The organism is Mesorhizobium sp. M1D.F.Ca.ET.043.01.1.1, from assembly GCF_003952385.1.
In the GTDB taxonomy this organism is placed as follows: Bacteria; Pseudomonadota; Alphaproteobacteria; order Rhizobiales; family Rhizobiaceae; genus Mesorhizobium.
In genome coordinates this window covers 2,087,282-2,112,619 of the sequence record NZ_CP034444.1, presented here as the reverse complement: position 1 = coordinate 2,112,619, position 25,338 = coordinate 2,087,282, and the positions used below count along the sequence as shown (strand labels likewise).

Sequence of the window (25,338 nt, the reverse complement as noted above, 5' to 3'; positions counted from 1 at the left end):
TGGGACGGCCCCTGGCAAAAATGGGACTGTCCCGGGCGCCAGATCGCTCGCATCGAGAAGAAAACCCCGCCATCATGGCAGCTTGCGGACATGGTCATCACGGCCGGGCTGCGCGGCATCCTGTCCTGTCGCTGCGTCATGCCGGTGGCACCGACCTGGTGATCTTTCCGGCCAATCTTGTCGACGGCGATCATGTCGCGGTTCACGATCCCGATCACCGGCTGCCACCCGACCAGTCGTCCTGTCCTGAGCCTGTCGCTGTGGCGCAAAGCGACAACGCCCAGGTGGTGCTAGCCGCCGGCGACCGACACAACTCATAAAGGGCGGCCGGCGAGTTCAGCGCGAATCTCATCGATGACCAAGTCAAGACACCCCTTGCCTACGACGCAGCGCGAGCACCTCGCGCGGCGCCGCTTCGTTGGCTGCAATGATCACCGCTTCGACGCGGCCCATCCATTCGGGCCAGCGCAGTTCCACCGGCTGATGTTCCCGAACAGCGACGCCTGATCGTTCGGCTTGCGGCGGGCGGACGCTTGGTTCATCGCTACAGCCCAAACAGCCGGAAGGGGGCGGCCCGACAGCTCGCGCACCGCCTCGAGCAGTTACAGTCGCTCGAACAGGCGCGGCGCCGCAAAGCGCGACAGGTTTTTGTCACAAGCGATCCGGCGACAGCATCTTCATTCGGGAGTAAAAATAACGTCGCCGGCGCCCTTGGCGCGCAGTTCTGGTGCCGCCGCCAAGAGTTTTCGGCGCGGCGACAGCTCGCCGGCCAGCCGGCAGGCACTTCAGCCAGCGCCAGGCAAACCGCCCGCTCAAAACGTTTGTTCCCAGCGCGGATGCGCTTGCCGCAACTATAAACCCTGCGTCAAGATTGCAGTGGCCAGAAGCCGCCCCAGCCAAATCGTCACAGCGCCCGAACATGAAATCATACCGGCCGGCGGACTTGCACGAGCTCGGCCGGCTGACTTGCACGGGGTCGGCCAACCTTGCACGCTGCAAGTGGAGCAGGCGAGTGAAGGAACACATGGAATCGGGGAGGGGTCTTCAATATTTTGCCTTGCTCTAATCGATTATAGTCGTGAAGAGCAATTTCCGTCCCTTTACTTGCCGCTCAAGTCACGGATAAAAGAACGCAGCACCGATTCGGTAGCTTATTCCCTGTCTTTCGCGTACTCGCGGTCCGTGGCGCCGCGTGGACGATTGAAGACCGACGGACTCACCAGCAGGTGGGCACGGGGGGCGGGATTGGCAAGCCACAGGAGTAGGATAATGTCGAAGGATTCAGGTAAGAACGATCACGCCGGCGGGCCAGGCAAGATCGAGATCACGGTGGTGGTGAACGGCCAGCCCACGCAGGTCGAAGCCAATCCCAACCAGCCGCTGCACGTGGTTCGTACCAAAGCCCTTGAAAACACGCAGAACGTCGCCCAACCGGCCGAGAATTGGGAATTCAAGGACGAGGCCGGCAACTTGCTCGACGTCGACAAAAAAGTTGGCGATCTCGGTTTCGCGAACACTGTGACCCTGTTCCTCAGTCTGAAGGCGGGCGTTGCAGGTGCCTGAACCCCAAACTGTGGATCCGGAGGTCTCCCGAGCGAAGTTTGATCGGGAGATCGGCCGTTTCCGGCCATATGCCGATGCCTATCGGGCTCAGGGCTGCTTCCTGCTTGAGGCGAGCTTCCCACGCGCTTTCTTTATTTTCGGAAGCCCCAAGTTAAAACCGCGGGTGATTAGCGCAGCGAGCGAGGTCGACTTCACCAACTACGACTTAAGACCGCCGTCGGTGGGCTTCGTCGATCCATTTACGCGCCAGCGGATTGCCCGGAAAGATCTATACCTGAAAATGCTGAGACGCCCGCCGCTGCCCGGGACGCCGCCGGAGATGATTGGAGCTCTCATCCAGCAGAACGCCGTGCCGCTGACGGACTTCATCCAGGCCAACGGGCCCGAGCACGAACCTTTCCTGTGCATGGCGGGAGTGCGGGAATACCACGATAATCCAGCCCATTCGGGTGACCCATGGCTACTTCATCGGGGTTCTGGAGAAGGCTGTTTGGCCTTCATTCTGGACAAGATCATCAAATACGGAATCAACCCTATAGAGCAGTTGCAGATTCAGCTCCAACCGACCATCGTGGGAATGGCGGTGTCGCCTCAGGCGATACCGGAATGACTGAATTGAAAGATGTAACGAGCGTGACTCTCCCGCGGAGCTGCATCTCCACCACGCATGCGCATCTGCGCTCAGTTGGTCGCGAGGGCAATGAGGGGATGGCGCTCTGGGTCGGCGTTCAGCAAGACCGGCAATTTGCCGTGACAGAGACGGTTATCCCGGCGCAGCGTCACATTCGGACAAGCGATGGCGTTTGCGTGATAGTTCCGGCCGAAGAACTGCACCGGCTCAACGTCTGGCTCTACAAAAGCGGCCTGAAACTGTTGGCCCAGATTCACAGCCATCCGGGCCGCGCCTACCATTCGACGACCGACGACGCTTATGCGGTTGCTACAACGGTTGGGTGTCTGTCGCTGGTGGTGCCGAATTTCGCCCGTGAGCCTTTCGATCTTGCTCGCGTCGCTGCCTATCGACTTGACGCAAAGGCGAACTGGAATGAGGTCGCGTCCGCGGCCCTGATGCGAATGATCACGATAACGAGCTGACGATGGCCCTTGCAAACTTCATCGACCGGGCTGCCACGGCGGCATCTCAGGTGCTGGCCGACTTTCATCTGGGCGACTTCAAGGCAGCTCTCGAAAAGCAGGTCGTGGCTGTCGCCTTCGACAATCAGGCCGCTTCGTGCGCCGAAGGCCGCGCGACGCTGGATCTTGCGGTGAGGTTGCTCGCCAGACTCTATCCGGTTCTGGCAATACTCCCCTTGGACAGCGCGGCAAACTCGCAAGCCCGAGCGCTGGAGCGCTTGGCAAAGTCGATTAATCCGAAAGTAGGCATCCGGCGCTCCGGCAAGTCTGCCAGCGTGTGCGTGGTGGCAGGGGCAACGCGCCCATCACTGCGGTGCCCAACCTTCTTCATGGGATCGGACGGTTGGGCGGCAAAGCTGTCGCGTACAGACCCGGTGGGCTCTGGCCCAAGTTTGCTGCCCTATGGAGCTGGCGCCGCCAGTTGTTTCGGCGCCGCCAATGTCTTTCGAACGATCTTCGCCGCCCAGCTGACCGGCGCCGAGTTGGACGAAACCATCGACCTCTCGCTATACAGCTACGACAAGACCAAGGCCGGCGATGCCGGCCCGATCGACTTCCCTGTCAATCTTGGCGAAACGCACCTCGTTGGGCTCGGCGCGATAGGTCATGGCGCGCTTTGGACACTAGCGAGACAACCCGGTCTCTCGGGTCGCCTGCATGTAATCGATCCCGAAGCGATCGAACTCTCGAACCTGCAGCGCTACGCATTGGCCGGCCAGGCGGAGATAGGCATGTCCAAGGCGGTCCTTGCAACCACCGTCCTTCGATCGACCGCCCTCGATGTCGAGGCGCACCCGGTGAAGTGGGCAGAATATGTTGCGCGCAGGGGCAATTGGGTCTTCGACCAGGTGGGTGTGGCGCTTGACACCGCCGCCGACCGTCTGGCTGTCCAAGGTGCTCTGCCCCGATGGATCGCGAATGCCTGGACCCAGGAGCACGATCTCGGAATCTCCCGGCATGGTTTCGACTACGGCCAGGCTTGCCTTTGTTGCATGTACATGCCGTCCGGAAAATCCAAGGACGAGCACCAGCTGATTGCCGAGGAACTGGGAATACCGGAAGCACAGGAGCAGGTGAAAACGCTCCTGCAGACGAATGCCGGAGTTCCCAACGACTTTGTTGTTCGGGTGGCTGCTGCGATGGCTGTGCCGTTTGAACCGCTAGCCCCGTTTGTTGGCCAGCCGCTGCGCACCTTTTATCAGCAGGCGATCTGCGGCGGTCTGGTGTTCCAGCTCAGTGATGGAAGTCGCCTCGTTCGAGCCGCGGTTCCGATGGCGTTTCAGTCTGCGCTTGCCGGGATTATGCTTGCCGCGGAGCTGGTCAAGCATAGTGCGGGTTTTCCCATGGGCCCGATGACGAGCACTCGGGTGAATCTTTTGCGGCCCCTTGGCTCTCATTTGCACGATCCGAAGGCCAAAGATTCCAGCGGCCGCTGCATCTGTAGCGACGACGATTTCCTTGCCGCTTACAGGCGCAAATACGGCAAGAGCGTTGAGCAGCTAAGCGATGTCTCCGCCGCCTAAGCAGACGCGGACGTCTCCCTTGCCGCAGGGCGGCGGCTTGTGCGACGTGACGATGGGGGCGCCACTATCACACGCTTGGCCCGCTCCTCTGCCGCCCGAGGGTCCAGGAAATCCCTTCACCGCGCACGATCCCGGACACCTCCTTACCGAGGTGTCGATCGAGCACAGGCCGCCATGGTACCAGCGTGAACTCGCGCGATTTCTCGATGACGGCATATTTGCCGCTGGCAAGCTCCAACTTTTCGCGCAGCCTGCCTGCTATCCGAACCCCAGGCTTGGCTTCGGAATACGACAGTCCAAGTTCGTCCGATAGTTGGCCAGCCACACGGTTCAACTCACGCTGCCGCAGGATCGAAAGCATGTTGGCGCGGTAAACGATCCGATCCTGCTCTTCGCGCGCGAGGTCTTGCGCGATCAGCCATTGCCGCCGGCGGGCTTGCGCTTCCCGGACGTCACGGCCAAAGCCGGAGTTGTGCAACGATCCCGGCATATCGGAGACCAGCTCGCGGTCGAGCCAGGTGGCGCCGTCAAAGCCGACCTGCCGCTCCAGGGGCATCGAAGTGAGCTTCTCGACGGTGACGGGCTCGGTCCTGGCCCGCTGGCGCTCGTAGTCGCAGACGCGATCGAGATGGTCCGTCGCGATGATCCAGGTGCCGTCCGGCTCGCGCTCCACGCCGCCGATGGCGCGCCGGATCGCCTCCAATCGACGGACATGCGTTTGCGCAAAGCTCTCGGTGGCGGATTTGTCGTGCTTCAAATGGATATCCACGTCGTAATGGCCGCCATGGGCGGCGGCGATCTCGGCGACAGTACGGTCGACCTGCCTCGGCTCGGTGCTCCTCGGGGTGGCACACACGATGCAGCCTTCGGGCGTGGGTTCGGTGGCCTCACCTTTGCCGATGTCGATCCAATGGCTTTTACCGTCAACTCCGTCGACGACAAGGTATTGCCGGTCATTGATTTCGTCGGCGAGCCCGCGCGCCACGACGCGGCCGACGACGGGCTGTGCCGCCTCGCCGGATCGATCGTGGATCACGCAGTCGGCGGCACTGCGCGTGAGCCCCTTGCCGGCCAGCTCGCGATGCATGGTCTTGATGATGTCGCCGCGCTCGCCGATGCGCCGCAGGGTGGTTTCCAGCTCGCCCTCGAGTCGCCAGCGGCCCGGGCCGACTTCATCAGCCAAGCCCATCCGCTCGAGCTTTCGCAAGCGACCCTGGTGCAGCGTCTGGCGAAAGGTGTCGCGGCCGTTCGTCGAAACAAGACCGTCATCGTCACGCATGCGCAGCAGTTGCCGGTCGATGCTGGTAAAGCGTTCCTGCTCCATTTCCTGGCGCAGGCGCTGTTCGATCTCGCGATCGGTGCGAGGTCCAAGGTCGAGGCTGACCAGCTCTGCCGCGCGCTCGCGGATTCCACTCGAGACATACTGCCTTGCGATGACGAGGTTCTCGCCGCGATCGTCCTTGCCGCGCACGATGATATGCGTATGCGGATGGCCGGTGTTGAAATGGTCGACCGCGACCCAGTCGAGCTTGGTCCCGAGGTCCTCTTCCACCTGAGCCATCAGACGTCGAGTCAGCGGCTTCAGGTCCTCATACTCGATGCCGTCTTCTGGTGCGACTATGAAGCGGAACTGATGGCGGTCGCCATCAGTGCGATCGGCAAACGCCTTACCATCGATGCGGTCGCTATCGCCGCCATAGAGCTCGCCAGCTTCGCCTTCGCGGGTGACGCCGTCGCGCTGGAGATAGCGCAGATGCGCACGCGCCCCGTCCGCGCCCTTGCCGGCGAGCTTGACGAAGCGGGCTTTGACGACGACCCGCCGCTGGCGGAAGGCGGCATAGCGATCGCGCGATTTCAGCAGCGCAGCCGCCGCCCCGCCGCGCCCTGTACGGCTTCCGGTGAAGCGACCACCGCGCTGCGGCCGGCCGCCGGCCCTGTTGATCGCGGCCCGAACCTGACCGGCATAGCGTTTGCCGGCCTTCGAACCGCGGGAGCCTATTTTCCCGAGCTTCGGTCGGAACTCATCATCCTGCATCCCGGCCTCCGGGTAATCCAAAGCCAGATCAACCGCTTAGGCGCCGCAGCCTCCTGGCGCCGCAAACTGCCTCCTGGAAAAACGATGTGCAGACAAAGACTTCACCACCTCAAAGAGGCGGTGCCTTTATCTTGCCTTACGCGCCTTGCCTCACGCGCCTTGCCCTTGTCGCGCGCCACCGCCCCAAACTCCTAGCCATGTGGCTCCTTTGGCCGCATGCCATCCTTGCCAAGCGGCACGAAGAGATCGCCGTTTCGCATGCCGGCGCGAACACGGTCGTGGAGGAAGAACAACGAGCGCCCCGAGGGTGCCTTTGGCCCCTCCGGAGCGACAGATTTGCCCTTGAATTGCTTCATGTCGGTGGCCGAAATCCCCGCCGCCCTGAGCTGCTCCAGGTAATCGACGGTCTCTTTGGGCAATGGCTTGCCGTGCTTCAAATACCCTTCGTAGCGCCCGGGGCCTGCGTTGTAGGCGGCGAAGAGGCCGGGGAATCCGAAGCGGTCATACATGGCTCGCAGATAGGCGGTGCCGGCCAGAATATTGTCGCGCGGATCGTGCGGATTTGGGCCGAGACCATTGGCCACGCGCATCTCCGCATAGGTGGCGGGCATCACCTGCATGAGGCCAATGGCGCCGGCGCGAGAGGTGATGGGGCGGCCGTCGCGCATGGTGTTGCCGCCGCTTTCGGCATTCATGACGGCGCGGATCCAGGCCTGCGGAACACGAAAACGCCGGCTGGCTTCCGCGACGAACTTCTGCCACTTTCCAAGCTGCGGACTTTGGGAGATGGCGACCGGCTCGGCGCCGGTCGAGGCGGAAAAGGCGCATGGCGCGGTGGCGATCATGCCCAACATCAGGAGGGTCACTCGGTCCATAGCGGCACGAGCCTCCCGATGATTTTTTGGGCCGGCACCGGCCCGAAATAGCGGCTGTCGAAGGAGCGATTGGTCTCGTTGCCGAGCAGGAACACCTCGTCCTTGGTGAGTGCCCGGCAGCCGTTCCACCATGGCAAGGGCCGGCCTTGGGCGTCGATCTTGAGCCGGCGCGCGACGATGTCGCCGCCGATGATGATGGCGTCATGGAAGGCGCAGACATGCTCGCCTGGCAGTGCGGCAAGGCGTTTGACCAGCGCCACATTGCCAGGCAGATAGCCGCGTTGGGCCGCCAGATACGCCACGTAATCAGGCGGGCGGACGAGCACCAGATCGCCCAGCGCCGGCGTGCCCGTAGCGATGCGATAGAGGCCGATCGGCGCGCTGGCCGAGGCGTTCCAGACCAGCCAGGGCGTGGGTTTTGCGAACGTGGTGAAGCCTAAAAGGCTGAGGCCAATCGTGGCAATGGCGATCGTCTTGCGGGCGCGAACGCGGCGCAGGCCGGAGCCGATGATGCGCAGAAAAGGACGCCGGCTCATGAGCGGCCCCCATCGTCGGCCGGCGTGGAACCGGCTTTGGGAGCGCCGTAGTGCGGATGGCCTTTCGACCATTCGTCGAGCTCGTCGATGTGATAGCGGACATAGCGGCCGTGCTTGCGGAATTTCGGGCCGCCGCCCTTGAGCCGCATCTTTTCGAGCGTGCGCTGGGAGAGGCCGATATAGAAGGCTGCTTGCGCGGTATTGAGAAACGGGCTGCCCTTCTTGGCGCGGGCGGCGCGTTCGTTTTCGTCGTCCATGATTGTCCTCGTGTCGCTTAAGGAGAAGCAATGGAGAGGATGGGCGAGCGAGGTCGCTGCGGGGACGGGCGAAGAGTCGGGGGCGAGTTTTCGCCGCTCTTGGGATGAGCCCCGCGCCGGTGGCGGCGCGGGGCTCGGAGCTCCGCCGTTTTAGTCGACGGGGTTCCAGATGATGGCGTAGGTGTCGTCATCGTCCTGGCCGGCGGCGCGGCCGAGATTGGCGTAGAGCTTGCGCGGACCGAACTCCGGGGCGGCGATCGACAGGCTCACATAGTCCTTGCCGGAAGCCTCGCCGATGCGGGTCCAGCCGGCGCCGACTTCGACGCCTTGCGTCAGCACCCGGAAGTCTGGATGATTGTCGGCGGTCTTGCCCTGGTTGGGCACGATGTCGATGTCGGCGCGGACGCTGAGCGTCTTGAGCTGGCCCTTGTAGCCGCCGTTTTCCTGCTTGGTGACGTATCCGATCGCGGTCATGTTAGTCTCCTGTTTTGCTGTCGCCGGGGACCATTCCCCTGCGATGGCGGACCGTGATGGGCGCGTCCGGCCCGTCTGAACCCGACAGGGCCGCAGCGGCAGCGCAGGACCCGAGCGGGCGGCTTTTTTGGAGCGAAGCGGGCGCGAGGAAGCCGCCATGGGCGGCGGGGAAAAAAGCTGCTGGCCGAGGGTTTCGGGCGGGCCGGAACCGCCCATAGGTCGACAAGCCAACCGCAGGGAAATGGTCCTGAAAGACGCTTGGGAGACAGATCGCGCGATCGGCTGGCACGATCCCCAAGCAACATGGCGGTACCGGGCTTGGCACGGGTTCAGGCACCGCAGCCAGCGACGACGTGCCTAACCCCGTGTGGCGCTCGGCGCGCATTCGGGCCTGGCACAGGGCTGGCGAAGGGCATCGATGTGCGTTGGACCACCGCCGGCAGTGCGCTGCAAAAATCGCGAAAGTGCGACCGGTTCTGCCCGAGAGGTGCCCCAAGCGGCGGCTTTCGAAATGCCGCCGCTCGAGGCTTGGCCGGTCACTCCGACACGAACAGGTGCCGGACCTTGGCCCACTGATCGGCGGTGCGGAAGCCGCCGCGCGCTGTGTAGCTTTCGGCGGGGAATTTCATCCAGCGCGGCAGCCAGCTTTCCACCTTCTCGCGACCGTTCTCGCCGGCAAGGAAGTCGCGGATGATCTTCTTTTGCGTCTTGACCTTCTGCGAAACATTGCCGTCGGCGACGGGCTTGCCACCGATGTCGGTGAGCATGGCATTGGCGACTTCCTTGTCGCGCAGTAGCTCGAAGAACGCCTCGTCCGCCTGCCAGGAAGCAGCCATGTCGACGTTCAGATTATGCCCAAGCGCCTCGATGACGGCACTGCCGGCTTCGAGGGTCTCGGCCATGACAAGGCTGAGAACGCGCAGGACGACGTCATCGGAGAGCGCCAGCAGACGGGCAAAGAAGCCGGCGAGAACGAAGGCGTCGCCATGGCCGCCGGCGAGCGGGCCATCGGCATCCGCTTGCCCAATCAGCGCCAAACCTCGCGCCGCTTCTCGGCGAAGGCCGCTTCGGCCTTGCAGGCGGCGAGGCTGGCGGCGACCGTCTCGTTCGCCGGGCGCTGCGGCTCGCGGCGCACCTGCCACAGGCTTGAGCCGGCAATCGCATGCGCCACCATGAGGCGCATGGCGATAGCGGGATGGTCGAGCAAGGTGGCGCGCACGGCGGCATGGCGATGCAGATCGACATAGTTCTGCATCGGGCCGGTGAGCTCAGGCCGCGACGGTTTGACGACCTGTTCGTCCGGCTCGCCGCCCTCGCCATCGGCGCGGGCGCGCCGCGCTTCCTTGCGCGACAGCCAGCCCTCGTGACACTCGACCTCGCCGCGATGCGAGACGGTGATGACGACCTTGCCGCCCTTCTTCTTCGGGGTTTTTTCGTGGTCCCAAGAATGGAAATACTGCCCCGGTTCGAGCAGCGTCACTTCGCTCCATCCGGCCTCGATATAGGCGTCGCGTCTGGCCGCGATCGCCTCGTTCTGCTTGAGCCAGAACAGGTCGGCATCGCCAAAATAGCTGTCCTCACCGAAGAGATCAGAGACGATGAGGCCGGGATAGTCCTCGATGGCGAAAAGCGCCACCTTGGTGGAAATCGACTGGCCGCCGAACAGCCATTGTTTCAGCTGGTAGCCGCGCGGCGCGTATTGCTCGGGGTCGGCATAAAGCGCCAGCCAGTCCTTCTGCTGCGCTTTCGAAGCCATGGTGAGATAGCGCGCCGTCTCGGCGTCGAGTTCCTCGCGGCGGTAGGCTTCGCGGATTTTGGGCAGAAGCTCGCCAAGTGCCAGGATGCGCTTCACCTGAAGCTCGCTGACGCCGAAGGTGGCGGCGATGTCGGCAATGGAGCGGCCTTCTTTGATCAGCCGCGAGAAGGTTTCCCATTGCGAGACCTCGTCGGGGTCGAGGCGCGCGATGTTTTCGATGAGCGAGGCTTCGAGCGCATCGGCGTCGTCGCCGTCCTCCATGATGGCGCAGGGCAAGGCGTCGCTCTCGCCGCGCTCGTCGGCGAGCGACTTGGCGGCGAAATAGCGTCGCCGTCCGGCGACGATTTCGAAGCTTTCCGGCGTTCCGTTGGGCCGCACCAGAAGCGGCACGAGAACGCCGCGCGCGCGAACGGACGGCAGGATGTCAGAGATATCCGGCGCGCGTTTGCCGTGGCGCATGTTGAGGGCGGAAATGTTAAGCCTATCAAGGGGAATATGAGCAAGCTGCATGATCTGTCTCCTTCGGTCTGGTTGAGGTTTTCCCGCCGCAAAGGCCGCAAGGCCGGCGCGGCGGGACGGTTTTCGCGCCCTAGCGGCGCGTCTGTTCCGCCGTGTCAGGCGGAAGCTCGGAATGGGGGCTTGCAAGCGCGTCTGCTGCCTGCCGCAGCAGCCGCTCATCCTCGGTAATGCGGCAACACAGCCGAGCGGCTTCGGCGTAGACGGAGAGCGGAAACTCGGCCTTGAAACAGCGGTCGCGCTCGATGCCGAGGCCAAGCCGGCCCTTGACGCTTTGCAGTTCGGCAAGGCTGACGCTGCCGAGTTCGGGAAAGCCGAAGCCGAGATCGCAAAGGCCGAACAGCGTGTCGCCGTCGGCGTCCAGTTCGCTCAACAGCCAGGTTGCTGCCCCGGTCGGATCGAACAGTTTTACGACCGGAACATGGTCGGTCTCGGTGTCGGAGGCGCCATTGGCGAGGAGACGGGCGCAAAGGTCGTCGGTGATCAGGATCATTGCGGAATTCCTCCAAAACGGTTCGGGTTGATTGAGAGCGGCTTTTTTGAAACAGGCGGATGCGAGCGGCTTCTGCGCCGAGCGCGCGCGCTCGGCGCGCCGTCAGAAGCGCAAGGCGGTCGTGCATGGCCAATCGAGCGCGCTCATGCGGCAATCTCGTCATGGGGCTTGCCTTCGTCGCCGGCGTTGAGGCCAAGCAGCAAATCGGCGGCTTTCGTGGCTTGGCTGGCGGCGCGGAATATGGCGCGGTTGTCCTGGCGCAGCACGGCGAGCCATGAGCCGATGTAGTCGGCATGGCGCACGGTCGGCTCGATGCCGAGAGAGCTGCAGACGAAGGCTGCGCAGATTTCTGCGACCAGTTCCTCGCGCGCATAGGCCTTCGAGCCGAAGGAGCCGGAAAGGTCGCGCGCAAGCCGGGTTGGATGGCCGGTCCAGTGGCCAAGCTCGTGTTAGGACCCGTCTCCAGCGCGTCCTTTCTGTCATCTTCCTGAACTAGAATCAGGACAGTTTTGGTTGCGTGGGACGCCCGCCGCTTTGCCGGGCGGGCCCGAGGGCCTGCCCGGCAAAGCGGCGGGCGGCGCGAATTGGGGAACCCATGGCCGAACTGTTATTCACCACCGAAGAGTTTGCGCCGCACGGCATATCACGCCCGGGCGTCCCCATGCTTCTCGATAACGAGATGCGACTTGTCGAACCAGCTTGCGCGTGGCTGCTGCACATCGCTCTGGTGCGGGGACGCACGCGCAGTCGGCAGACATGGCGCACCTATGGAGAGACTCTCTACGATTGGTGGCAGACGCTTGAGGCCAATGAATGGGTGTGGGACGCGATCGGAGTAGCGGAGATCGCAGCTTACCGAGATCGAATGCTCTTTCGTCCAAGCGATCATACCAGGCGCGCTTACGCGCGCGGTACGATCAATGGTCGCATCAGAACGTTGGCCCTGTTCTACCGATGGTGCGTTGGTGCGGGCCTTGCTCACCACTTGCCATTTACCGCGGACGAGTTGGCACTATCGCGAAGCCGACCGCAGGGTTTCCTGGCGCACGTCGACGCCACTGGTGGACGCCAGACTGTCAATGAGCTGACGGTCCGACAAACATCGACATTGCCGAGACCTCTGTCACCCGCAACAATGCGCCAGGTGATGAGCGGGCTGGACTCGCGAAATCGATTGATTGTGGAGTGGGCTGTCACCACCGGTATGCGCCGGATGGAAGTTGCCGGATTGCGGCTGCGCGTGCTTCCGCGGGAAAGCTCGGATGCCCTTACCGCAATAAAGATCGAGACCACCAAGGGCGGGAAAGCGCGGACCGTTTATCCGCCACAGCCTTTGGTCGACCGTACGCTTGCCTATGTACGTGAGGAGCGCGCCGCCATTATACGGCGCGCGAAATCCCGAAACCCGAACTATGCGGAACCAAATACGGTCTTTCTGACGGAAGCTGGACGGGCGGTGAGTGCTCGGCGCGTAGGCGCGATGTTCGCCGCTGCTGCCACGGCAGCCGGTGTGACTGCTAGCTTCCACGCGCTGAGACATACTTTTGCGACCTCGATGCTCCGGTTCCTGCAACGGCGGACACAACAGGAGCCGGAGCTCAATCCGCTCCTCACTCTGCAAGTTCTCCTGGGACATGCCGATCTGACCACTACGGCGATCTATTTGCGCGTTGTGGCGACAGACCTGACGCTTGCGGAGGCATCGGTCGAAAACCTTTATGAGGCTTTGTTATAATGGCACAGCGACGCAAGGATTATCGGCTCGATCCATCACCAGTGGGTCTTGTGGGCGTGCCTGGCTCTCTAGTGGTCAACTTCCTTGATCCCAACGGTCGACCGGAAAGCAGCTTCGACTTCACCGTCTATCGAACTGCGCCGAGGATTGCAGCCGAAATTGCGCTTGCCTTCCGTCACCATCATGCCGGCCACAGCCCGGCTACTCGCGAAGGCGCGTTCAACACACTTTCTCGCTGGTTTGCCTTCCTGAACGATCATACTTCCGAGATCACGTCGATGGGGGATGTCGATACGGCGGTGCTGCACGCCTTTATAGCCTGGCTCAATGCTAAGCCATGGACCAAGAGTTCTCGTCATGGCAGCTGGTCGGTGCTCAAGCAGATGATCGGCTGGCTCAAGCACAACCGACCCGACCTCGTTGCTTGCGATCTTGAAATCCCGTTCAATGCCTTTCCTCGTAAGAATGCGGAGACGCGCCCGCGAGAGGCGCTAAGCCGATCAGAGATGGAAGCTGTTCTGGCGGCGGCCCGGAAAGACATCGAGGCGAGCTGGGCGACCTTCCAAAGGGGAAAGGCACTTCTCTCACAGGTTGACCGAGAAGCGATCGCAAGGGAACGTGACCTCAGCCGGCTAAACCTCGACGACCTCGGCGTGATGCTTGCAGTTATTGTCGAGCATTACGGCGGACTGATGCCTCCGCAGAACGTTACGCTGAAGCGAGGTTCCGGGCGCTGGCGGCTTCACTTCGCCTCGGTTCGACACGGCGGAAACCAAAAGCTTTCCAGCTATCTTCATGCCCTGCCCGAAACGCTGATCCCATACATGATCGCCATAGGCGCGCAGAGCTATGCCAACCCCGAAGCCCTGCGCGACCTGCGGCGCGACTGCATGAGCGATCATCTGCTTCTTGAGGGGCGAGAGGTGATGACATGGTCGAAGGGCCGTTCGAGCCGACTCCAACGTCGAAGCTTCCTGCGCGACAAGAGCCTGTCGGTACCAAACCTCGTCGACAGAGTTCTGGAAATGACGGCGGGGTTGCTGCCGCACGTTCCCGCTGACGACCGCGATCGGTTGTTCCTTGTTGCGAGCATAAACGGTTCACGCGCAACACAGCTGATCCCCAACTATCTGGCCAGCAAGCATGTTCGGCTCTTTGTGCAGCGCCACGATCTCGTTGACGAGAAAGGAGACCCGCTTGCTTTGACCTTGGCGGCCCTGCGCACAACGGGACTTACCCTCGCACACGAGGCACTCGGCCACGACATTCTGAAAACCCAGGTTCTCGCCAACCATGTCACCCCCGACACAACGCAACGGTATATCGATCGGCCGATCGTCCGACGAGCCCAAGAACGCATCGTCGGCGACCTGCAGGCACGCTTCGTCGATATTGTTCGTGGTACTGACGCTCCTGAGCGGAGGGACGAAATATCGGCAACCGACGCCGCGTATGCCACGGCTGCCGGCTTCACTTGCAAGGATCCCCTCGCCGGCGTCGGGGAAGGTCAGAAAGTTGGCCGGCTGTGTACGGCGTGGCTTGGCTGCTTCACCTGCCCGAACGCCGTCATCCCGCTCGATCCGGATGTTCTGGCGCGGCTGATATCCACGCGCGATGCGCTTGTCGCGGCGCGTCAGGAACTGGCGCCAGATCGCTGGCGTCTTCTTTACGCCCCGAAACTGGAAATCCTCGAGAACGACATCTTGCCGCGCTTCTCATCCGAGCTTCACCTGGCTGCGTCTATGAAAGAGGCGCCAGCCTTGCCGGTGATCGAATGAAAACGCTGCTCGCCGAAAATCCCGTTGTGGCCGGATGGGCTGAAGCGCCGGTCTCGCCATGGAGTCGCTTCGGCGACGATGAATGGCTGCTCGATATCCGCACTGCCGGCCGGCGCGCTGACCAGAATAAGATAAACTGGACGCCAGAGTTGCCGGAGGGAGCTGTCATCAGCGAAACGGCATGGCGCAGTCTCCATAGGGCGGCAAAGCAGTTCCTATGGTCGATGACTGTGAACCCTCCGACCGGGCGCAAACGTCTGTCGCCAGCGTCGGTGCATAGCAAAGCCGTGACACTAAAAACCATGATTGGGTGGATGGCGCTTGACGGACTGGAGACGTTCAGCAGCATTGATGCCGGGGCCGTGGAGCGCCTGCGGACTTGGCTGCCGACGCGTCCAGGATTGAAGGCGAAGTCAATCACCGCCAACACCATCGTCAACTACATGTTGGTGCTGAAGGATCTCTATCGACAGCGAGCCAAGCTCAATGATGCCCCGTTGGTCGATCCCTTGCCACAAGAAACCACCTATGAAGCGGCAGGATTGACCCCAGCTACGCGCGGTGCGATCCCGTTCATCCCCGACCCCATTGCGATCTCATTGCTGAATACCGCGCTTCAGTGGGTGGAAATTTATGGCCCGACCATCGTGAGAGCCGAGACTGTCCGCCGCCAGGCCCATGAAACTGGGCTGACACAAGGGACCAGAAGGCAGGCCTCGGATCATGTTCGAAAGGCATTGCGCAGCATAAACCTGACAGGCCCTGCCGGTGAAGCACTGCTCGGCGCCCATGCGGTCCGCCACGCCGCCACTCGTCTCGTGGAGGCGTGCTACATCGTCATCGCCGGCTTTGTCGGCATGCGCGTGAGCGAGATTCTGTCGATCGAAATTGGCGCCATAGAGTCCCACCCGATTGCAGAAACCGGTGTCGAACAAGCTTACCTGGTGGCGAGGTTGTTCAAGACGGTTGACCAGCATGGCGGTCGAATGGAACGCTGGATTGCCCCAGAGCCGGTTGTGAAGGCAGTGGAACTGCTTGAACAGTTGAGCGCGCCGCTGCGCAAAGCATCCGGAAGGCGTGAGCTCTTCCTCGTCAAGAACACGCAGTATGGCGAGGTCGTACCGGTGACCCATATGCATATCGGCTGGCGGATCAACGATTTTGCGCGCCACGTCGGGGTGCCGCTGCACGAGGGAGAGCCCTGGTCGTTCAGCACACACCAGTTCCGCAAGACCTTTGCACGATTCATTGCCCGAAAGGACAGGTCGCAGCTTCTTGGCCTTGCCGAACACTTCAAGCATGCATCGGTCGCCATGACCGCGCGGGGGTACGTCGGCAACGACTTCGATCTCCGCCAACTGATCGAACACGAAAACCGGGCTGAAACGGCGACGGCGTTGGAAAGGATGCTGCTGAGTGATCGACTTGCCGGTCGCATGGGCGAGCGAATCGCAGCGAACAACGCGTGTTTCCGGGGACGAGCGGGTGAGCAGGTACGCCGGGATTACATCGAGTTCGTTCTCACCGATACCGATCTGCGCATCCATGCCTGCGACTATGGTTGGTGCGTGTTCCAGCGGGAGACCAGTCGTTGCGGCGGCGAGGTCGGTCCGAGCGAGGCTGGCCGGAGCCCGGCCGTCTGCCTGGGTTGCGCGAACATGGTGATTGAACTGCGCCATGCGCCTTACTGGCGCGATCGTCGAAGCCGGAATTTAGATCTACTCCCGCGGGCCAACGCCATGACGGCCGCCGTTCTGACAGAGGTGATCGAACAGTGCGACACTGTCCTGACCAGGATCGGAGAAAAGGATGAGTGAACCACGCTCGCCTTCCGCTACGTCGGCGGCTCGAGCCTACCGCGCCGCCTTGGCCCGGCTGGTACGCGGCGAGGGCCGCCATCCGGATCATCAGGGGCGGATCGTCCGGATCAGCCCTGCTTCAGTTGCACGTGAGGCGGGAAAAAGCCGAAACCCGCTCTACACGACACATCGGGACATCCTCGATGAAATCGAGGCCGCCGCTGAGGGACCCGGGCCTTCGAAGGACTTAGCCGAAAAGGTTCGCGAGCTGGAGGCCGAAATTGCCCTCTTGCGCGCCGATGCCAAGCGGCATGCGGAAGAAAAGCGTAGCCTGGCAAGCCAAAACCTCGCCCTGCTTCACAGAGCAAGGACGGTGGAGGGGCAATTAGCGTCGGTACAGCGGCGAGCCGCATTGGGGCCCGCCGCTGAACCGTCGGCTACGCGGCGGCGCTGAGTTCGCTAGAAGGTTGCTGCGCATGCATCCAATCAACGGCCTTCTGAGCCCTGCTCGCAGCCGCAAAGATGGCGGAAGAATCATTGCGAAGGACCTTCAACCAACTGGCAACGTAAGCCGCGTGATCGGGCCTCGGGCGAGCCGAGATCGACAAGTCAGCGAGAACCATTGCGGCTCCAAGCTCTGCCACAACCTCCTCCATCGCATAGGCCTCCGAGCCAAAACGACCCGAGAGGTCCCGGTCCAGCCGGTGCTTGGCTGCTGTCGCATGAAGGCCTTCATGAAAAAGAACGCTATAATGCGACGCACTGTCCTTGAAGTCAGCGAGAGCCGGGACATGCACCCTGTCGGCAGAGGGGAGGTAATATGCCTCACTGCCGCCGAAGACGGTGTTGATCCCGAGGTTAGCGTAAAATGTATCGGCTTCGCTGATGCGGTCGTTGTTTGAACGAGGAGCCACTGGCTCAGGCTCAAATCCGTCAACTTGAGCACAGTTGAACACCGAATAGCCACGCGCAAACAGCATGGTGCGCTCTGAACCATCAGCGTCGGCCTCGCCCTCGTCGGATTTGCCCCGGACCGGGCCCCAGAAGACGATCGTCGTGGATCGCTCGCCTCCGCGGACTTGGGCGCCCAGGGCTTGCCATTGGCGATAAGTTCCCCACACGCCCTTGGGATAGCCGGCGCTCTGCGCCGCGGCCCAAAGCGTGAGAGTGTTCACGCCGCGGTAAGGCTTTCCGGAAGATATGTTTGTGGGCCGTGATGTCGCCGTTCCATCATGATGCCACGGCATAACGAAGTCACCTGCACCGGCTTCGATTGCCGCGATGATCGCCTCGGTAACCTGAGCGTAGACGCCTGCGCGCTTCTGAGAGGTCATGATTAAGCCCTCCCTGCATGCGCTGCAGCGGGAAGGACACTTGCGATGAAACCTAACTCGTGGAAACAGGTGCGGTAATAGTCGATCTGGTGAAAGAAAGCGGGCTGCGGCGGCACTTGAATGAAGTCGCTGCCCGGCATGTAAAAAGCGCGATCGCCGCCGATGCGGAAGTCAGCGCCGCAGCTGTGAATCAGCGCCTCGGCCTGCGGGATGATCTGGCGCTCGGGCAGCGGCTCGGCGGCGGCATAGAGATGTTCGGGCAGGTTGTCGCATTGCGCGACATTGAAGACGGTGAAGCGCTTCAAAAAGGGGACGGCGTGCGGCTCATCGCCATCCGTCTTGGCGCGTTCCTTTTCTTCCTTGGGAACAAAGCGGTCAGCGTGGACGATGGTGGTGCCGTGTTCGCCCTTCCTGACATTGCCGCCAAGCGCGAGAGCCTGCCGGAAGGTCAGCCAGCTCTGGCTGGCATACCCGCGCTCGAAGACGGCGCCCCAAAGGATCAGGATGTTGATGCCGCAATAGCGGCGACCGGTGGCCGCGTTGCTGGGCAGGCCGAGACCGGCCTTCGCACTGCCCCATGGCTTGACCCATGGCACTGTGCCGCGCTCCAGCTCGGCGATGATGCGATCTGTGATTTCCTGATAAAGGCTCGCGCCCGTGCGCCCGCTCTTGCCTGAGCCAGCCTCTCGGCTACCGGAACGCTTGTATTTTGCACCCATCGTCTGGTCCTCCGCTCTTCAATCCCGCGCCCTCCCCGGAAGATCCCATGGGCGGTGGAGGCAGCGCTCGATCCCGATCTCGCGTGCCTGCCCCCGTGAGTGGGGTGGGCGGCAGAACGCGACTGGCTTGGCCCGCTGAACGAGGCAGGCCGCACCCGAAGGGCCGGAACGGAGTGGAGGATGTGAGCGGAGCGAACATTGCGGCCTGCCGCAGCGGGCCTAGAAAGGAGCGTCGCCCACCCCGCGAGCGGGGGCAGGCAACAACCAAAACCACATCGCGAAGCGATGACTGCAGCTGCGATCAACTCGCTTTGGCCGGCGTATTGCTCATGAACAACTTGGAGGGATAGAACACATGAAAGCTGAAAACGTGACTGAGATTGAAACCGATGCGGTCCATACGACACTCGGCGCTATCTTCCTGTCCCTGGAACTCAGTCGCTCGAGCTGGTTGGTGACAAGCTTGTTGCCGTGCAACGGAGAGAAGATGTCAAAGCGCGTCGTCAAGGCAGGCGATACGGCCGGATTGTTCGACCTTATCAGCCAGTTGAAGTCGACGGTTCGGCGCAGAACGGGCCGTGACGTGCCGATGATCGCAATCCAGGAGGCTGGCCTGGACGGCTTCTGGATACATCGGATCCTTGAGCGTGACGGTATCGAAAGCCATGTGGTTGATGCAGCATCCATTGCCACGTCACGCAGGAAGCGCCGGGCGAAGACGGACAAGCTGGATGGCGAGACCCTCCTTCGCGCCCTGCTTGCCTACAAGCGCGGCGAGCCGCGGGTATGCGCCATGGTCGTTCCGCCATCGCCCGAGCAAGAGGACCGAAAGCGCAACAGCCGTGAGCGACGCGCTCTCATCGCGGAGCGGATCAAGATCGTGAATCGGGTCAAGGGGCTCTTGTTCTCGCAGGGCATCGTTGGATTTGAGCCGCTGAAGCGGGACCGCCGCACTCGACTGGAAGAACTTAGGACCGGAGACGGTCGTGAACTACCGTCTAATCTCAAAGCGGAGATTGTCCGTGCACTGGACCGGATCGAGCTCGTGCTTCGGCAAATCAAGGACGTGGAAGCAGCGCGTGACGAAGTGGCTCGCAATGAATGCGACCCATCAAAAGTCGCCAATGGAATGTCGATGCTCAAGCAACTGCGCGGCGTGGGAGCGGACTTTGCCGAGGTGCTTTGGTCCGAGGGTCTGTATCGCGAATTTGCGAATCGAAGGCAGCTTGCCTCCTATGCCGGTCTGACGCCGACACCGTGGCAAAGCGGATCGATCAGCCGGGAACAGGGCGTATCGAAAGCGGGCAATCCGAGGCTGAGGACCGTGATGGTGCAATTGTCGTGGTTCTGGCTTTTGCATCAACCTCGATCGGCTTTAGCACAATGGTTCCAGGAGAGGGTCGCGCTCGACGGTGGCAGGCGCCGGAAGCCGGCCATTATTGCGCTCGCGAGAAAACTTCTGATCGCGCTATGGAAGTATGTTCATCATGGTGCTGTCATTGAGGGCGCTGTCATGAAGCCGGCATGATCAACGTACTCTTTTCCATCCGCCGGGATTGATCGCTCCCGGCTGATCCTGGGCGAACGAACCTCCCACCCCACTTGGCCTAAAATGCCGTCCGGAAGATTGGTCGCGTTCCCCTGAGCCTTACCGACGAAAGCGGGATGTTGGTGCAGCTGCCACAGCGCAGCGACCGTATGTGAGTTTGGACCGGTGTTATCACCGCGCCAAGACGACAGGCTCGGACCTAGGATCACAACGCATTGAGGTAGATATGCGAAGACAGCCTTGACGACAAAGTCCCCATGTGAGCGGGGTGGGCGGCGAAAGCGACCGGAAAGGCCCGACGTCCAAGGCGGGCCGCATCCGAAGGACCGGAACGAAGAGGAGGACCCGAAGCGTCAAGCGAAGGGTTGCGGGACGCCGCGGCGGGCCTAGAAGGGAGTGCCGCCCACCGCGCGCCACCGGGGAAGGCCAGTACAAGAAACGACGCCGGCCCATGGGCCGGCGACCGTCAGCAGCCGAGAGGCTGCCCGCGCCAGGGGGCGAAGCCGCATGGCCGAGACCGCCTGAGCTTGCCGAAGAAAAAGCGGGCTCGGTTCACGAGCACCCGACGCGCGCCTTCAGGCGCGCGGGCGCTGAGCAGTGCCAACGGCGTGAAGTCGACCGCTGCGAATTCGACCCCTTTGGCGGCCTTCAGGAACTTGCGGATTGTCGGCGAGGGGCGAAGCGGGGTGGTTGAGGAGTGCGGCGCGAGTTGGCCAGCCGCTCCCGGCCGTTTCGCCGCGCGGGCAATGTTCATGCGCGAGCAGAGAGCTGTGAGCAAGCCGTGAGCGTCACCGCAATCACCATTGCGCGCGATTGCCCACGCAGTGGCGATGAAAACGTCCGCTTGACCACGGCTTCGGCCGATATCTGGGGCCGCTGACGTGGAAGCGGGCGAAAACCTCGAGGCCTGCGGCGCTGAACATCGAGCAGCATGAAGAGGCCGGGTACGTCAACGGCTGTGACCATCAACCGGAGCCAGCCAAACCTGTTGCGTTGGTTGCCTGGCACGGCTCAAAGACGCTTTAGCTTACCGTGCGAGCGACATTCGCGCGCTCTCGCCACCGACATTTCTGCGCGACGCCAAGCCCAACGTCCACACTAGCCATCACGCCAGATGTCTCGAGTAGGTCTGTCGGCTTTGCAACAAAGTCAGAGGTCCGTCGGACATAGGGCGACTCACAATGTTGTAATTGAAAGCTTTTTCCTTTGGCAAGCTTCCTGCAACAGATGATCCTCAAACGTTGCAGGCAACAGCGACACACCGATGGCCGAATGCCGCCATCGGTCGCGCTGTCGATTTGTCTGGCGGCCAGACACAGGAACAGATGGAAGCAGGACTAATATCATTACGAAGTCGACCATACAAACCGGCCTTCCTCAAGAGCGAGCAGAGCGTGTTTTCACGTGGGAAAGGCTGAGCCCCAGCTTGAATACAGTTGCGACGCCTAATGCAGGTCGGCGGCGAAAAGGCAAGTATAGGCTGTGCGAATAAGACTGGCCGATCACGGTGGTCCGATGCAGAAGGAAAAAACTCGCAATGTCGATTCCGCGGGCTGAAGAGCGACACACCACCGTAAGCCAGCCGGCTTGGCTCGAACGCATCGAACTAGACAGAGGACAATGTCTGCCAGAACGTTCGGATCAGAAGCGGAAGTTAGGCGGCTCAATGGTGCTGACTTGTACAAAGGAATTCTCGCGATTTTCATGATCTGGCGGGACTGTTTCGTTTTTCAGCGACGCCGGGAGGCGAGCCGGCCGAGTGTGAGGTCGGGCTCTGGGCCGTTCGGGAAGACGACATGAACGGCAGGTTTTCGCGGCGCCAGTTCATAGCGGCGGCTGCCGGCGCGGGGATATCGGTCAAGATCGGGTTTCTGGGTCGGCCTGCGGCGGCGCTCATTGCCAATCGGTCGGACGGTTTGCCGAACTGGATCGGACCGGCTGGTCGGCCGCGCTTCCGGATCGACGCCGTAGCCAAGGTCACCGGCGACAAGACTTTCACCCGCGATTTTCGAGCCCGCGACGTGGCCGGCTGGCCGCAGGAACAGAGCCATGCTTTCCTTATTCGTGGAACTCGGGCCAACGCTCCGTTCGACGGACTGGACCTCTCATTGCTCGGCGAGGATCTCAAGCCCGACCGGCTCGTGCTTGGCGAAGACCTTGTCCGCGATGGCCTTGTGCCGCCGGAAACAGCGGCCCCGGGCTTTTACGGCGACATGTTCCTGGTGACAAAGGGATGCACGCCGCGTCTGCTCGGTCAGCCCGTTGCGCTCTTGATCTACAAGGATTTCGCGCGATTCGACGCCGCGAAGCGGCTGGTCCGTGTCGCCGAGGGGGTCGTGCGCTGGGGCGCGGTCGGCGGATACTGCACGCCGCCGCATTACGGCGCCGGCCGTGTCGTGCGCATCGTCGGCGCGACATCGGACGATGCCAACATTTTTGCTCCACTCGAAAAAGGCACGACGATCTACGGCGATTTCGACGGAGATCAGGTCGTCTGGCCGAAGCCGGATCAGAGCGGTGATGCCGAGGCCCGTGCCATGTGGGCGGCTGGCGAGATCGAGCGCGAGATCGCGGCCACCGGCGCCGACGCGTTGATCCTGAAGCGAAGTTATTTCTCGCAATCGATCGACGCCTCGGCGATGGAAGCCGACAACGGCAATATCTGGTTCGAGCCGGGCAGTTCGACGTTGCACGCAATCCTCGCGACCCAATCGCCTTACGAGGTGGCGACCTCGACGCTTGAAATGCTGTCGAAATCGCGGTTCGCAGTGAAGGCGCTCGATCTTTCGATCGGCCATACGGTCGGGTACGGCACTAAAAACCATTCGATCTTCCCTCACTACGCCGTCCTGGCAGGCCTCTATGGCGACGGGCGGCCGGTGCGTCTTGCCAACGATCGGTTCGAGCAGTTCCAGATGGGGTTGAAGCGCCATGCCTTCTGGATGGAGAACACGCTGGTCGTCGATCGCTCCACGCACGCCTTTCGCATCATGAAGGGGAGCTATCGCATGGACGCCGGCGGGCGGCGCAATGTCTCGCCCGATGTCGGCAATGTCGGCGCCAACGCGGCGCGCAGTATCTACTACGTGCCTAAGAGCGATTTCTCTGTCGAGGTCCGGGCCTCGCGCGCCGTTGACGCCGGCTCGACGCGTGGATACGGCGCGCTCCAGACCTTGGCAGCGACCGAGATGATGGTCGACGAGGCGGCCGAACTGCTCGGCATCGATCCGATCGAGCTTCGCCTCAAGAATGCGTTCAAGACTGGCATGAAGAACTCGCAGGGCGCCCGTCCCGGCGGGGTCCTGAGGACGGAGGAAATCCTGGAACGGGCCCGTGCCCATCCGCTCTGGAAGGGTCGCGCCGCGAAGAAAACGGCGTTCGACACCGCCAATCCGGGCAAGCGCTATGGCGTCGGTTTCGCGCAGGTGCAGAAGGATTACGGGACCAGAGCGGACGCAGCGGTGACCACGCTGTCGCTCGATCCGTCCGGCCAGCTCACCATGCGGCAGAACGGCAACGACATCGGTACGGGCCTGACCACGTCGCAGGCGGTCATGGTCGCCGACATCATCGGCCAGGTGCCGGACGACTGCGCCTTCGGCGTGGTCGAGTGGCCGGAAATGCCGCTCGTTTCTACCGAGGAGCCCTATACGACGCCACAGGACGAGGAGGACGCGCTGGCGCAGAACCCGCGCTGGACGCCCTCATTCATTTCACCGATGAGCGCCTCCAGCAGCGCGTGTTTCATCGGCCACGCAACGCGCACGGCGGCCCGCGCACTGCTGCGCCTGTCGCTCTGGCCGGCGGCAATCGCGCTCTGGTCGGGCGGGCCGGGTGGCGGGCAGGCGCGTCCGCTCGCGATCGATATCGCCGATGCGCGAGTCCTCGACGGCAAATTGACGGCAGATGGAATGGAGCCGCTTGGACTGGATCAGCTCGCGGCAGTGGCGCACAAGCTCGGTCTGGTCACCGGGGTCAGCGTCCATGTCTTCAATCGCTGGCAATGGGCCGAGGCGGTGTTCGACGTGCCGAACGTCGGCGCCGTCCGGTTGCCGGTCGATGCGCTTTCGGTCTGCTATGGCCGAAGCGCGCCAGCCGAGTTGAAGGCGCTGATGACCTCGGGCGGGTTCCATTTTCTCGACCGGCGCCAGGTCTTCTATCCGCCGCAGTGCCAGAACGGTGCCGGCACCTGTTATACTGGCATGGCGACGATCGCAGAGGTCGCCGTCGACACCTCCTCGGGCGACGTGAAGCTCCTATCACATCATTCTATCCTTGAATGCGGCACTCAAATCGTACCGGAACTCGTCTCCGGCCAGATCCAGGGCGGCCTCGCGATGGGAGTCGGCCATGCCTTGCTCGAGGAGTTGCCGCTCTATGAGGACGGCCCCGGTGACGGCACCTGGAACTGGAACCGCTATCGCCTGCCGCAAGCGACCGATGTCGCGGTCTGGACGCAGACGTCGGAGGTGCTGCCGCCACTATCTGAAACCGATCCGCCGAAGGGCATGGCCGAGGTCGTGATGATTGCGATCGTTCCGGCGGTTGCTAACGCCCTAAACCATGCCATCGGCAAGCGCTTCTATCAGACACCGATCACGCCCGAGAAGATCCTGGAGGCCCTGCTGTGAGCCTCGCCACGCGACCACTCTCCATGATCGTCAACAATCGCAAGGTCGGCCCGGTCGATGTGCCGGACGATCTGATGATGATCGACTTCCTGCACGAATATCTGAACCTTACAGGCTCGCGGCTCGGCTGCGGGGAAGGCATGTGCCACGCCTGCGCGATCATTCTCGATGGGCCGGACGGAAGTTCCCGCGAGATCCGGACCTGCATCACCGGCGCGCATTTGTTCGAGGGCAAGTCCGTCCGCACCATCGAAGCGCATGCCGAACGCGGCGCGAATGGCGATGTCATCCGGCTCTCCGCGATTCAGCAGGCCTTCGTCGAACATTTTTCGTTCCAGTGCGGCTATTGCACGCCGGGTTTTGTCACTGGTGCAACCGTGCTGGTTGAGCATCTAATGAGGAAGCCGATCCGCAGGGCCGAAGTCGAACGCACGATCGAGCAGGCGCTTGCGCAGCACATTTGTCGTTGCACCGGTTATGTCGGCTACTATGAGGCGGTTCGCGACGTGATCCTGAGCACGCCCGGACTGGTTCGGGGCTGAGTTTCGGGCGATGAGGCGCGCCTGGCGATTTAGCCTGCGGCATTTTCTCCTTCTCTTGCGGCCCTGGCGGTGTTCCTCGGTCGGTTCGA

21 protein-coding genes and 2 pseudogenes are annotated in these 25,338 nt (G+C 62.4%); 12 read left to right on the top strand and 11 right to left on the bottom strand.

All coding sequences use genetic code 11. From position 1 onward, the window contains the following. The first annotated feature begins 74 nt into the window (after positions 1-74). The 5 genes from EJ067_RS10475 (at position 75) to EJ067_RS10445 (ending at position 4,220) form a co-directional block, all read left to right on the top strand. A complete protein-coding gene (locus tag EJ067_RS10475; protein WP_245467402.1) occupies positions 75-320 on the top strand; it encodes a hypothetical protein in 246 nt (81 codons plus the stop codon). Between the two features lie 949 nt (positions 321-1,269). Continuing rightward, positions 1,270-1,563 carry a DUF2604 domain-containing protein gene (locus EJ067_RS10460; protein ID WP_095811574.1) on the top strand — a complete coding sequence of 98 codons (294 nt, stop codon included), beginning with the start codon at positions 1,270-1,272 and terminating at the stop codon, positions 1,561-1,563. Then, positions 1,556-2,173 (top strand): putative metal-binding protein, encoded by a 618-nt coding sequence (locus EJ067_RS10455; protein ID WP_095811716.1) that lies wholly within the window; start codon positions 1,556-1,558, stop codon positions 2,171-2,173. Before EJ067_RS10460 ends, EJ067_RS10455 begins: the two co-directional genes overlap by 8 nt. Further along, positions 2,170-2,658 (top strand): Mov34/MPN/PAD-1 family protein, encoded by a 489-nt coding sequence (locus tag EJ067_RS10450; RefSeq protein ID WP_126078963.1) that lies wholly within the window; start codon positions 2,170-2,172, stop codon positions 2,656-2,658. The genes EJ067_RS10455 and EJ067_RS10450 overlap by 4 nt, the downstream gene beginning before the upstream one ends. 2 nt (positions 2,659-2,660) lie before the next feature. Further along, the gene (locus tag EJ067_RS10445; RefSeq protein WP_126078962.1) at positions 2,661-4,220 is read left to right on the top strand and encodes an E2 ligase fold family C protein; all 1,560 of its coding nucleotides are present in this window, start codon (positions 2,661-2,663) and stop codon (positions 4,218-4,220) included. Positions 4,221-4,287: 67 nt separating this feature from the next. Here the strand turns inward: EJ067_RS10445 and rlxS are convergent, their stop codons facing one another. The 9 genes and pseudogenes from rlxS to EJ067_RS10405 all read right to left on the bottom strand — a co-directional run. Beyond that, on the bottom strand, positions 4,288-6,255 hold the full coding sequence (gene rlxS, locus EJ067_RS10440; protein ID WP_126078961.1) for a relaxase/mobilization nuclease RlxS: 1,968 nt from the start codon (positions 6,253-6,255) through the stop codon (positions 4,288-4,290). 191 nt (positions 6,256-6,446) lie between these two features. Next, a complete protein-coding gene (locus tag EJ067_RS10435; RefSeq protein ID WP_126078960.1) occupies positions 6,447-7,130 on the bottom strand; it encodes a lytic transglycosylase domain-containing protein in 684 nt (227 codons plus the stop codon). Further along, positions 7,118-7,666, bottom strand: coding sequence for a S26 family signal peptidase (locus EJ067_RS10430; RefSeq protein ID WP_095811579.1), 549 nt, complete (start codon positions 7,664-7,666; stop codon positions 7,118-7,120). The genes EJ067_RS10435 and EJ067_RS10430 overlap by 13 nt, the downstream gene beginning before the upstream one ends. Continuing rightward, on the bottom strand, positions 7,663-7,923 hold the full coding sequence (locus tag EJ067_RS10425; protein ID WP_095811580.1) for a helix-turn-helix domain-containing protein: 261 nt from the start codon (positions 7,921-7,923) through the stop codon (positions 7,663-7,665). The genes EJ067_RS10430 and EJ067_RS10425 overlap by 4 nt, the downstream gene beginning before the upstream one ends. Before the next feature lie 150 nt (positions 7,924-8,073). Then, positions 8,074-8,397 carry a DUF736 domain-containing protein gene (locus EJ067_RS10420; RefSeq protein WP_095811581.1) on the bottom strand — a complete coding sequence of 108 codons (324 nt, stop codon included), beginning with the start codon at positions 8,395-8,397 and terminating at the stop codon, positions 8,074-8,076. A gap of 536 nt (positions 8,398-8,933) precedes the next feature. Continuing rightward, a complete protein-coding gene (locus EJ067_RS35250) occupies positions 8,934-9,434 on the bottom strand; it encodes a hypothetical protein (RefSeq protein ID WP_245467213.1) in 501 nt (166 codons plus the stop codon). After that, positions 9,425-10,663 (bottom strand): ParB/RepB/Spo0J family partition protein, encoded by a 1,239-nt coding sequence (locus EJ067_RS10415; RefSeq protein WP_245467211.1) that lies wholly within the window; start codon positions 10,661-10,663, stop codon positions 9,425-9,427. Before EJ067_RS10415 ends, EJ067_RS35250 begins: the two co-directional genes overlap by 10 nt. 79 nt (positions 10,664-10,742) lie before the next feature. Further along, a complete protein-coding gene (locus EJ067_RS10410) occupies positions 10,743-11,162 on the bottom strand; it encodes a DUF2958 domain-containing protein (protein ID WP_126078959.1) in 420 nt (139 codons plus the stop codon). A gap of 143 nt (positions 11,163-11,305) precedes the next feature. Continuing rightward, positions 11,306-11,611 (bottom strand): annotated as a pseudogene (locus EJ067_RS10405) (zincin-like metallopeptidase domain-containing protein); the annotation flags it as partial. A gap of 146 nt (positions 11,612-11,757) precedes the next feature. Here EJ067_RS10405 and EJ067_RS10400 point away from each other — a divergent pair. From EJ067_RS10400 to EJ067_RS10385, 4 genes are read left to right on the top strand one after another with little or no spacing between them, the layout of a single operon-like run. Further along, positions 11,758-12,897 carry a site-specific integrase gene (locus tag EJ067_RS10400; protein ID WP_126085777.1) on the top strand — a complete coding sequence of 380 codons (1,140 nt, stop codon included), beginning with the start codon at positions 11,758-11,760 and terminating at the stop codon, positions 12,895-12,897. Further along, positions 12,897-14,675 (top strand): site-specific integrase, encoded by a 1,779-nt coding sequence (locus EJ067_RS10395; protein WP_245467990.1) that lies wholly within the window; start codon positions 12,897-12,899, stop codon positions 14,673-14,675. The genes EJ067_RS10400 and EJ067_RS10395 overlap by 1 nt, the downstream gene beginning before the upstream one ends. Beyond that, the gene (locus EJ067_RS10390) at positions 14,672-16,492 is read left to right on the top strand and encodes a hypothetical protein (protein WP_126085776.1); all 1,821 of its coding nucleotides are present in this window, start codon (positions 14,672-14,674) and stop codon (positions 16,490-16,492) included. Before EJ067_RS10395 ends, EJ067_RS10390 begins: the two co-directional genes overlap by 4 nt. Next, positions 16,485-16,928 (top strand): hypothetical protein, encoded by a 444-nt coding sequence (locus EJ067_RS10385; protein WP_126085775.1) that lies wholly within the window; start codon positions 16,485-16,487, stop codon positions 16,926-16,928. The genes EJ067_RS10390 and EJ067_RS10385 overlap by 8 nt, the downstream gene beginning before the upstream one ends. Here the strand turns inward: EJ067_RS10385 and EJ067_RS10380 are convergent. After that, positions 16,912-17,808 (bottom strand): zincin-like metallopeptidase domain-containing protein, encoded by an 897-nt coding sequence (locus EJ067_RS10380; RefSeq protein ID WP_126085774.1) that lies wholly within the window; start codon positions 17,806-17,808, stop codon positions 16,912-16,914. The genes EJ067_RS10385 and EJ067_RS10380 overlap by 17 nt on opposite strands. Before the next feature lie 50 nt (positions 17,809-17,858). Beyond that, positions 17,859-18,527: pseudogene (locus EJ067_RS10375) on the bottom strand (ArdC-like ssDNA-binding domain-containing protein); the annotation flags it as partial. Between the two features lie 355 nt (positions 18,528-18,882). On the opposite strand from EJ067_RS10375, the gene EJ067_RS10370 reads away from it, so the two are divergent. The 3 genes from EJ067_RS10370 to EJ067_RS10360 all read left to right on the top strand — a co-directional run bounded on the left by EJ067_RS10370 (position 18,883) and on the right by EJ067_RS10360 (position 25,249). Beyond that, entirely contained in the window at positions 18,883-20,055 is a 1,173-nt protein-coding gene (locus EJ067_RS10370) for an IS110 family transposase (protein WP_189343228.1), read from the top strand. A gap of 1,817 nt (positions 20,056-21,872) precedes the next feature. Further along, complete coding sequence (locus EJ067_RS10365; protein ID WP_126078957.1) at positions 21,873-24,707, top strand: molybdopterin cofactor-binding domain-containing protein; 2,835 nt, start codon at positions 21,873-21,875, stop codon at positions 24,705-24,707. A gap of 74 nt (positions 24,708-24,781) precedes the next feature. Next, on the top strand, positions 24,782-25,249 hold the full coding sequence (locus EJ067_RS10360; RefSeq protein ID WP_245468239.1) for a 2Fe-2S iron-sulfur cluster-binding protein: 468 nt from the start codon (positions 24,782-24,784) through the stop codon (positions 25,247-25,249). The last annotated feature ends 89 nt before the right edge of the window (positions 25,250-25,338 follow it).

Coding starts and splice junctions, on each gene's coding strand:
- EJ067_RS10360 (WP_245468239.1), top strand. CDS start 24,782: ATGATGATCGACTTCCTGCACGAATATCTGAACCTTACAGGCTCGCGG.
- EJ067_RS10385 (WP_126085775.1), top strand. CDS start 16,485: ATGAGTGAACCACGCTCGCCTTCCGCTACGTCGGCGGCTCGAGCCTAC.
- EJ067_RS10420 (WP_095811581.1), bottom strand. CDS start 8,397: ATGACCGCGATCGGATACGTCACCAAGCAGGAAAACGGCGGCTACAAG.
- EJ067_RS10370 (WP_189343228.1), top strand. CDS start 18,883: ATGAAAGCTGAAAACGTGACTGAGATTGAAACCGATGCGGTCCATACG.
- EJ067_RS10445 (WP_126078962.1), top strand. CDS start 2,661: ATGGCCCTTGCAAACTTCATCGACCGGGCTGCCACGGCGGCATCTCAG.
- EJ067_RS10390 (WP_126085776.1), top strand. CDS start 14,672: ATGAAAACGCTGCTCGCCGAAAATCCCGTTGTGGCCGGATGGGCTGAA.
- EJ067_RS10380 (WP_126085774.1), bottom strand. CDS start 17,808: ATGACCTCTCAGAAGCGCGCAGGCGTCTACGCTCAGGTTACCGAGGCG.
- EJ067_RS10425 (WP_095811580.1), bottom strand. CDS start 7,923: ATGGACGACGAAAACGAACGCGCCGCCCGCGCCAAGAAGGGCAGCCCG.
- EJ067_RS10365 (WP_126078957.1), top strand. CDS start 21,873: ATGAACGGCAGGTTTTCGCGGCGCCAGTTCATAGCGGCGGCTGCCGGC.
- EJ067_RS10475 (WP_245467402.1), top strand. CDS start 75: ATGGCAGCTTGCGGACATGGTCATCACGGCCGGGCTGCGCGGCATCCT.
- EJ067_RS10450 (WP_126078963.1), top strand. CDS start 2,170: ATGACTGAATTGAAAGATGTAACGAGCGTGACTCTCCCGCGGAGCTGC.
- rlxS (WP_126078961.1), bottom strand. CDS start 6,255: ATGCAGGATGATGAGTTCCGACCGAAGCTCGGGAAAATAGGCTCCCGC.
- EJ067_RS10435 (WP_126078960.1), bottom strand. CDS start 7,130: ATGGACCGAGTGACCCTCCTGATGTTGGGCATGATCGCCACCGCGCCA.
- EJ067_RS10415 (WP_245467211.1), bottom strand. CDS start 10,663: ATGCAGCTTGCTCATATTCCCCTTGATAGGCTTAACATTTCCGCCCTC.
- EJ067_RS10430 (WP_095811579.1), bottom strand. CDS start 7,666: ATGAGCCGGCGTCCTTTTCTGCGCATCATCGGCTCCGGCCTGCGCCGC.
- EJ067_RS10395 (WP_245467990.1), top strand. CDS start 12,897: ATGGCACAGCGACGCAAGGATTATCGGCTCGATCCATCACCAGTGGGT.
- EJ067_RS10400 (WP_126085777.1), top strand. CDS start 11,758: ATGGCCGAACTGTTATTCACCACCGAAGAGTTTGCGCCGCACGGCATA.
- EJ067_RS10410 (WP_126078959.1), bottom strand. CDS start 11,162: ATGATCCTGATCACCGACGACCTTTGCGCCCGTCTCCTCGCCAATGGC.
- EJ067_RS10460 (WP_095811574.1), top strand. CDS start 1,270: ATGTCGAAGGATTCAGGTAAGAACGATCACGCCGGCGGGCCAGGCAAG.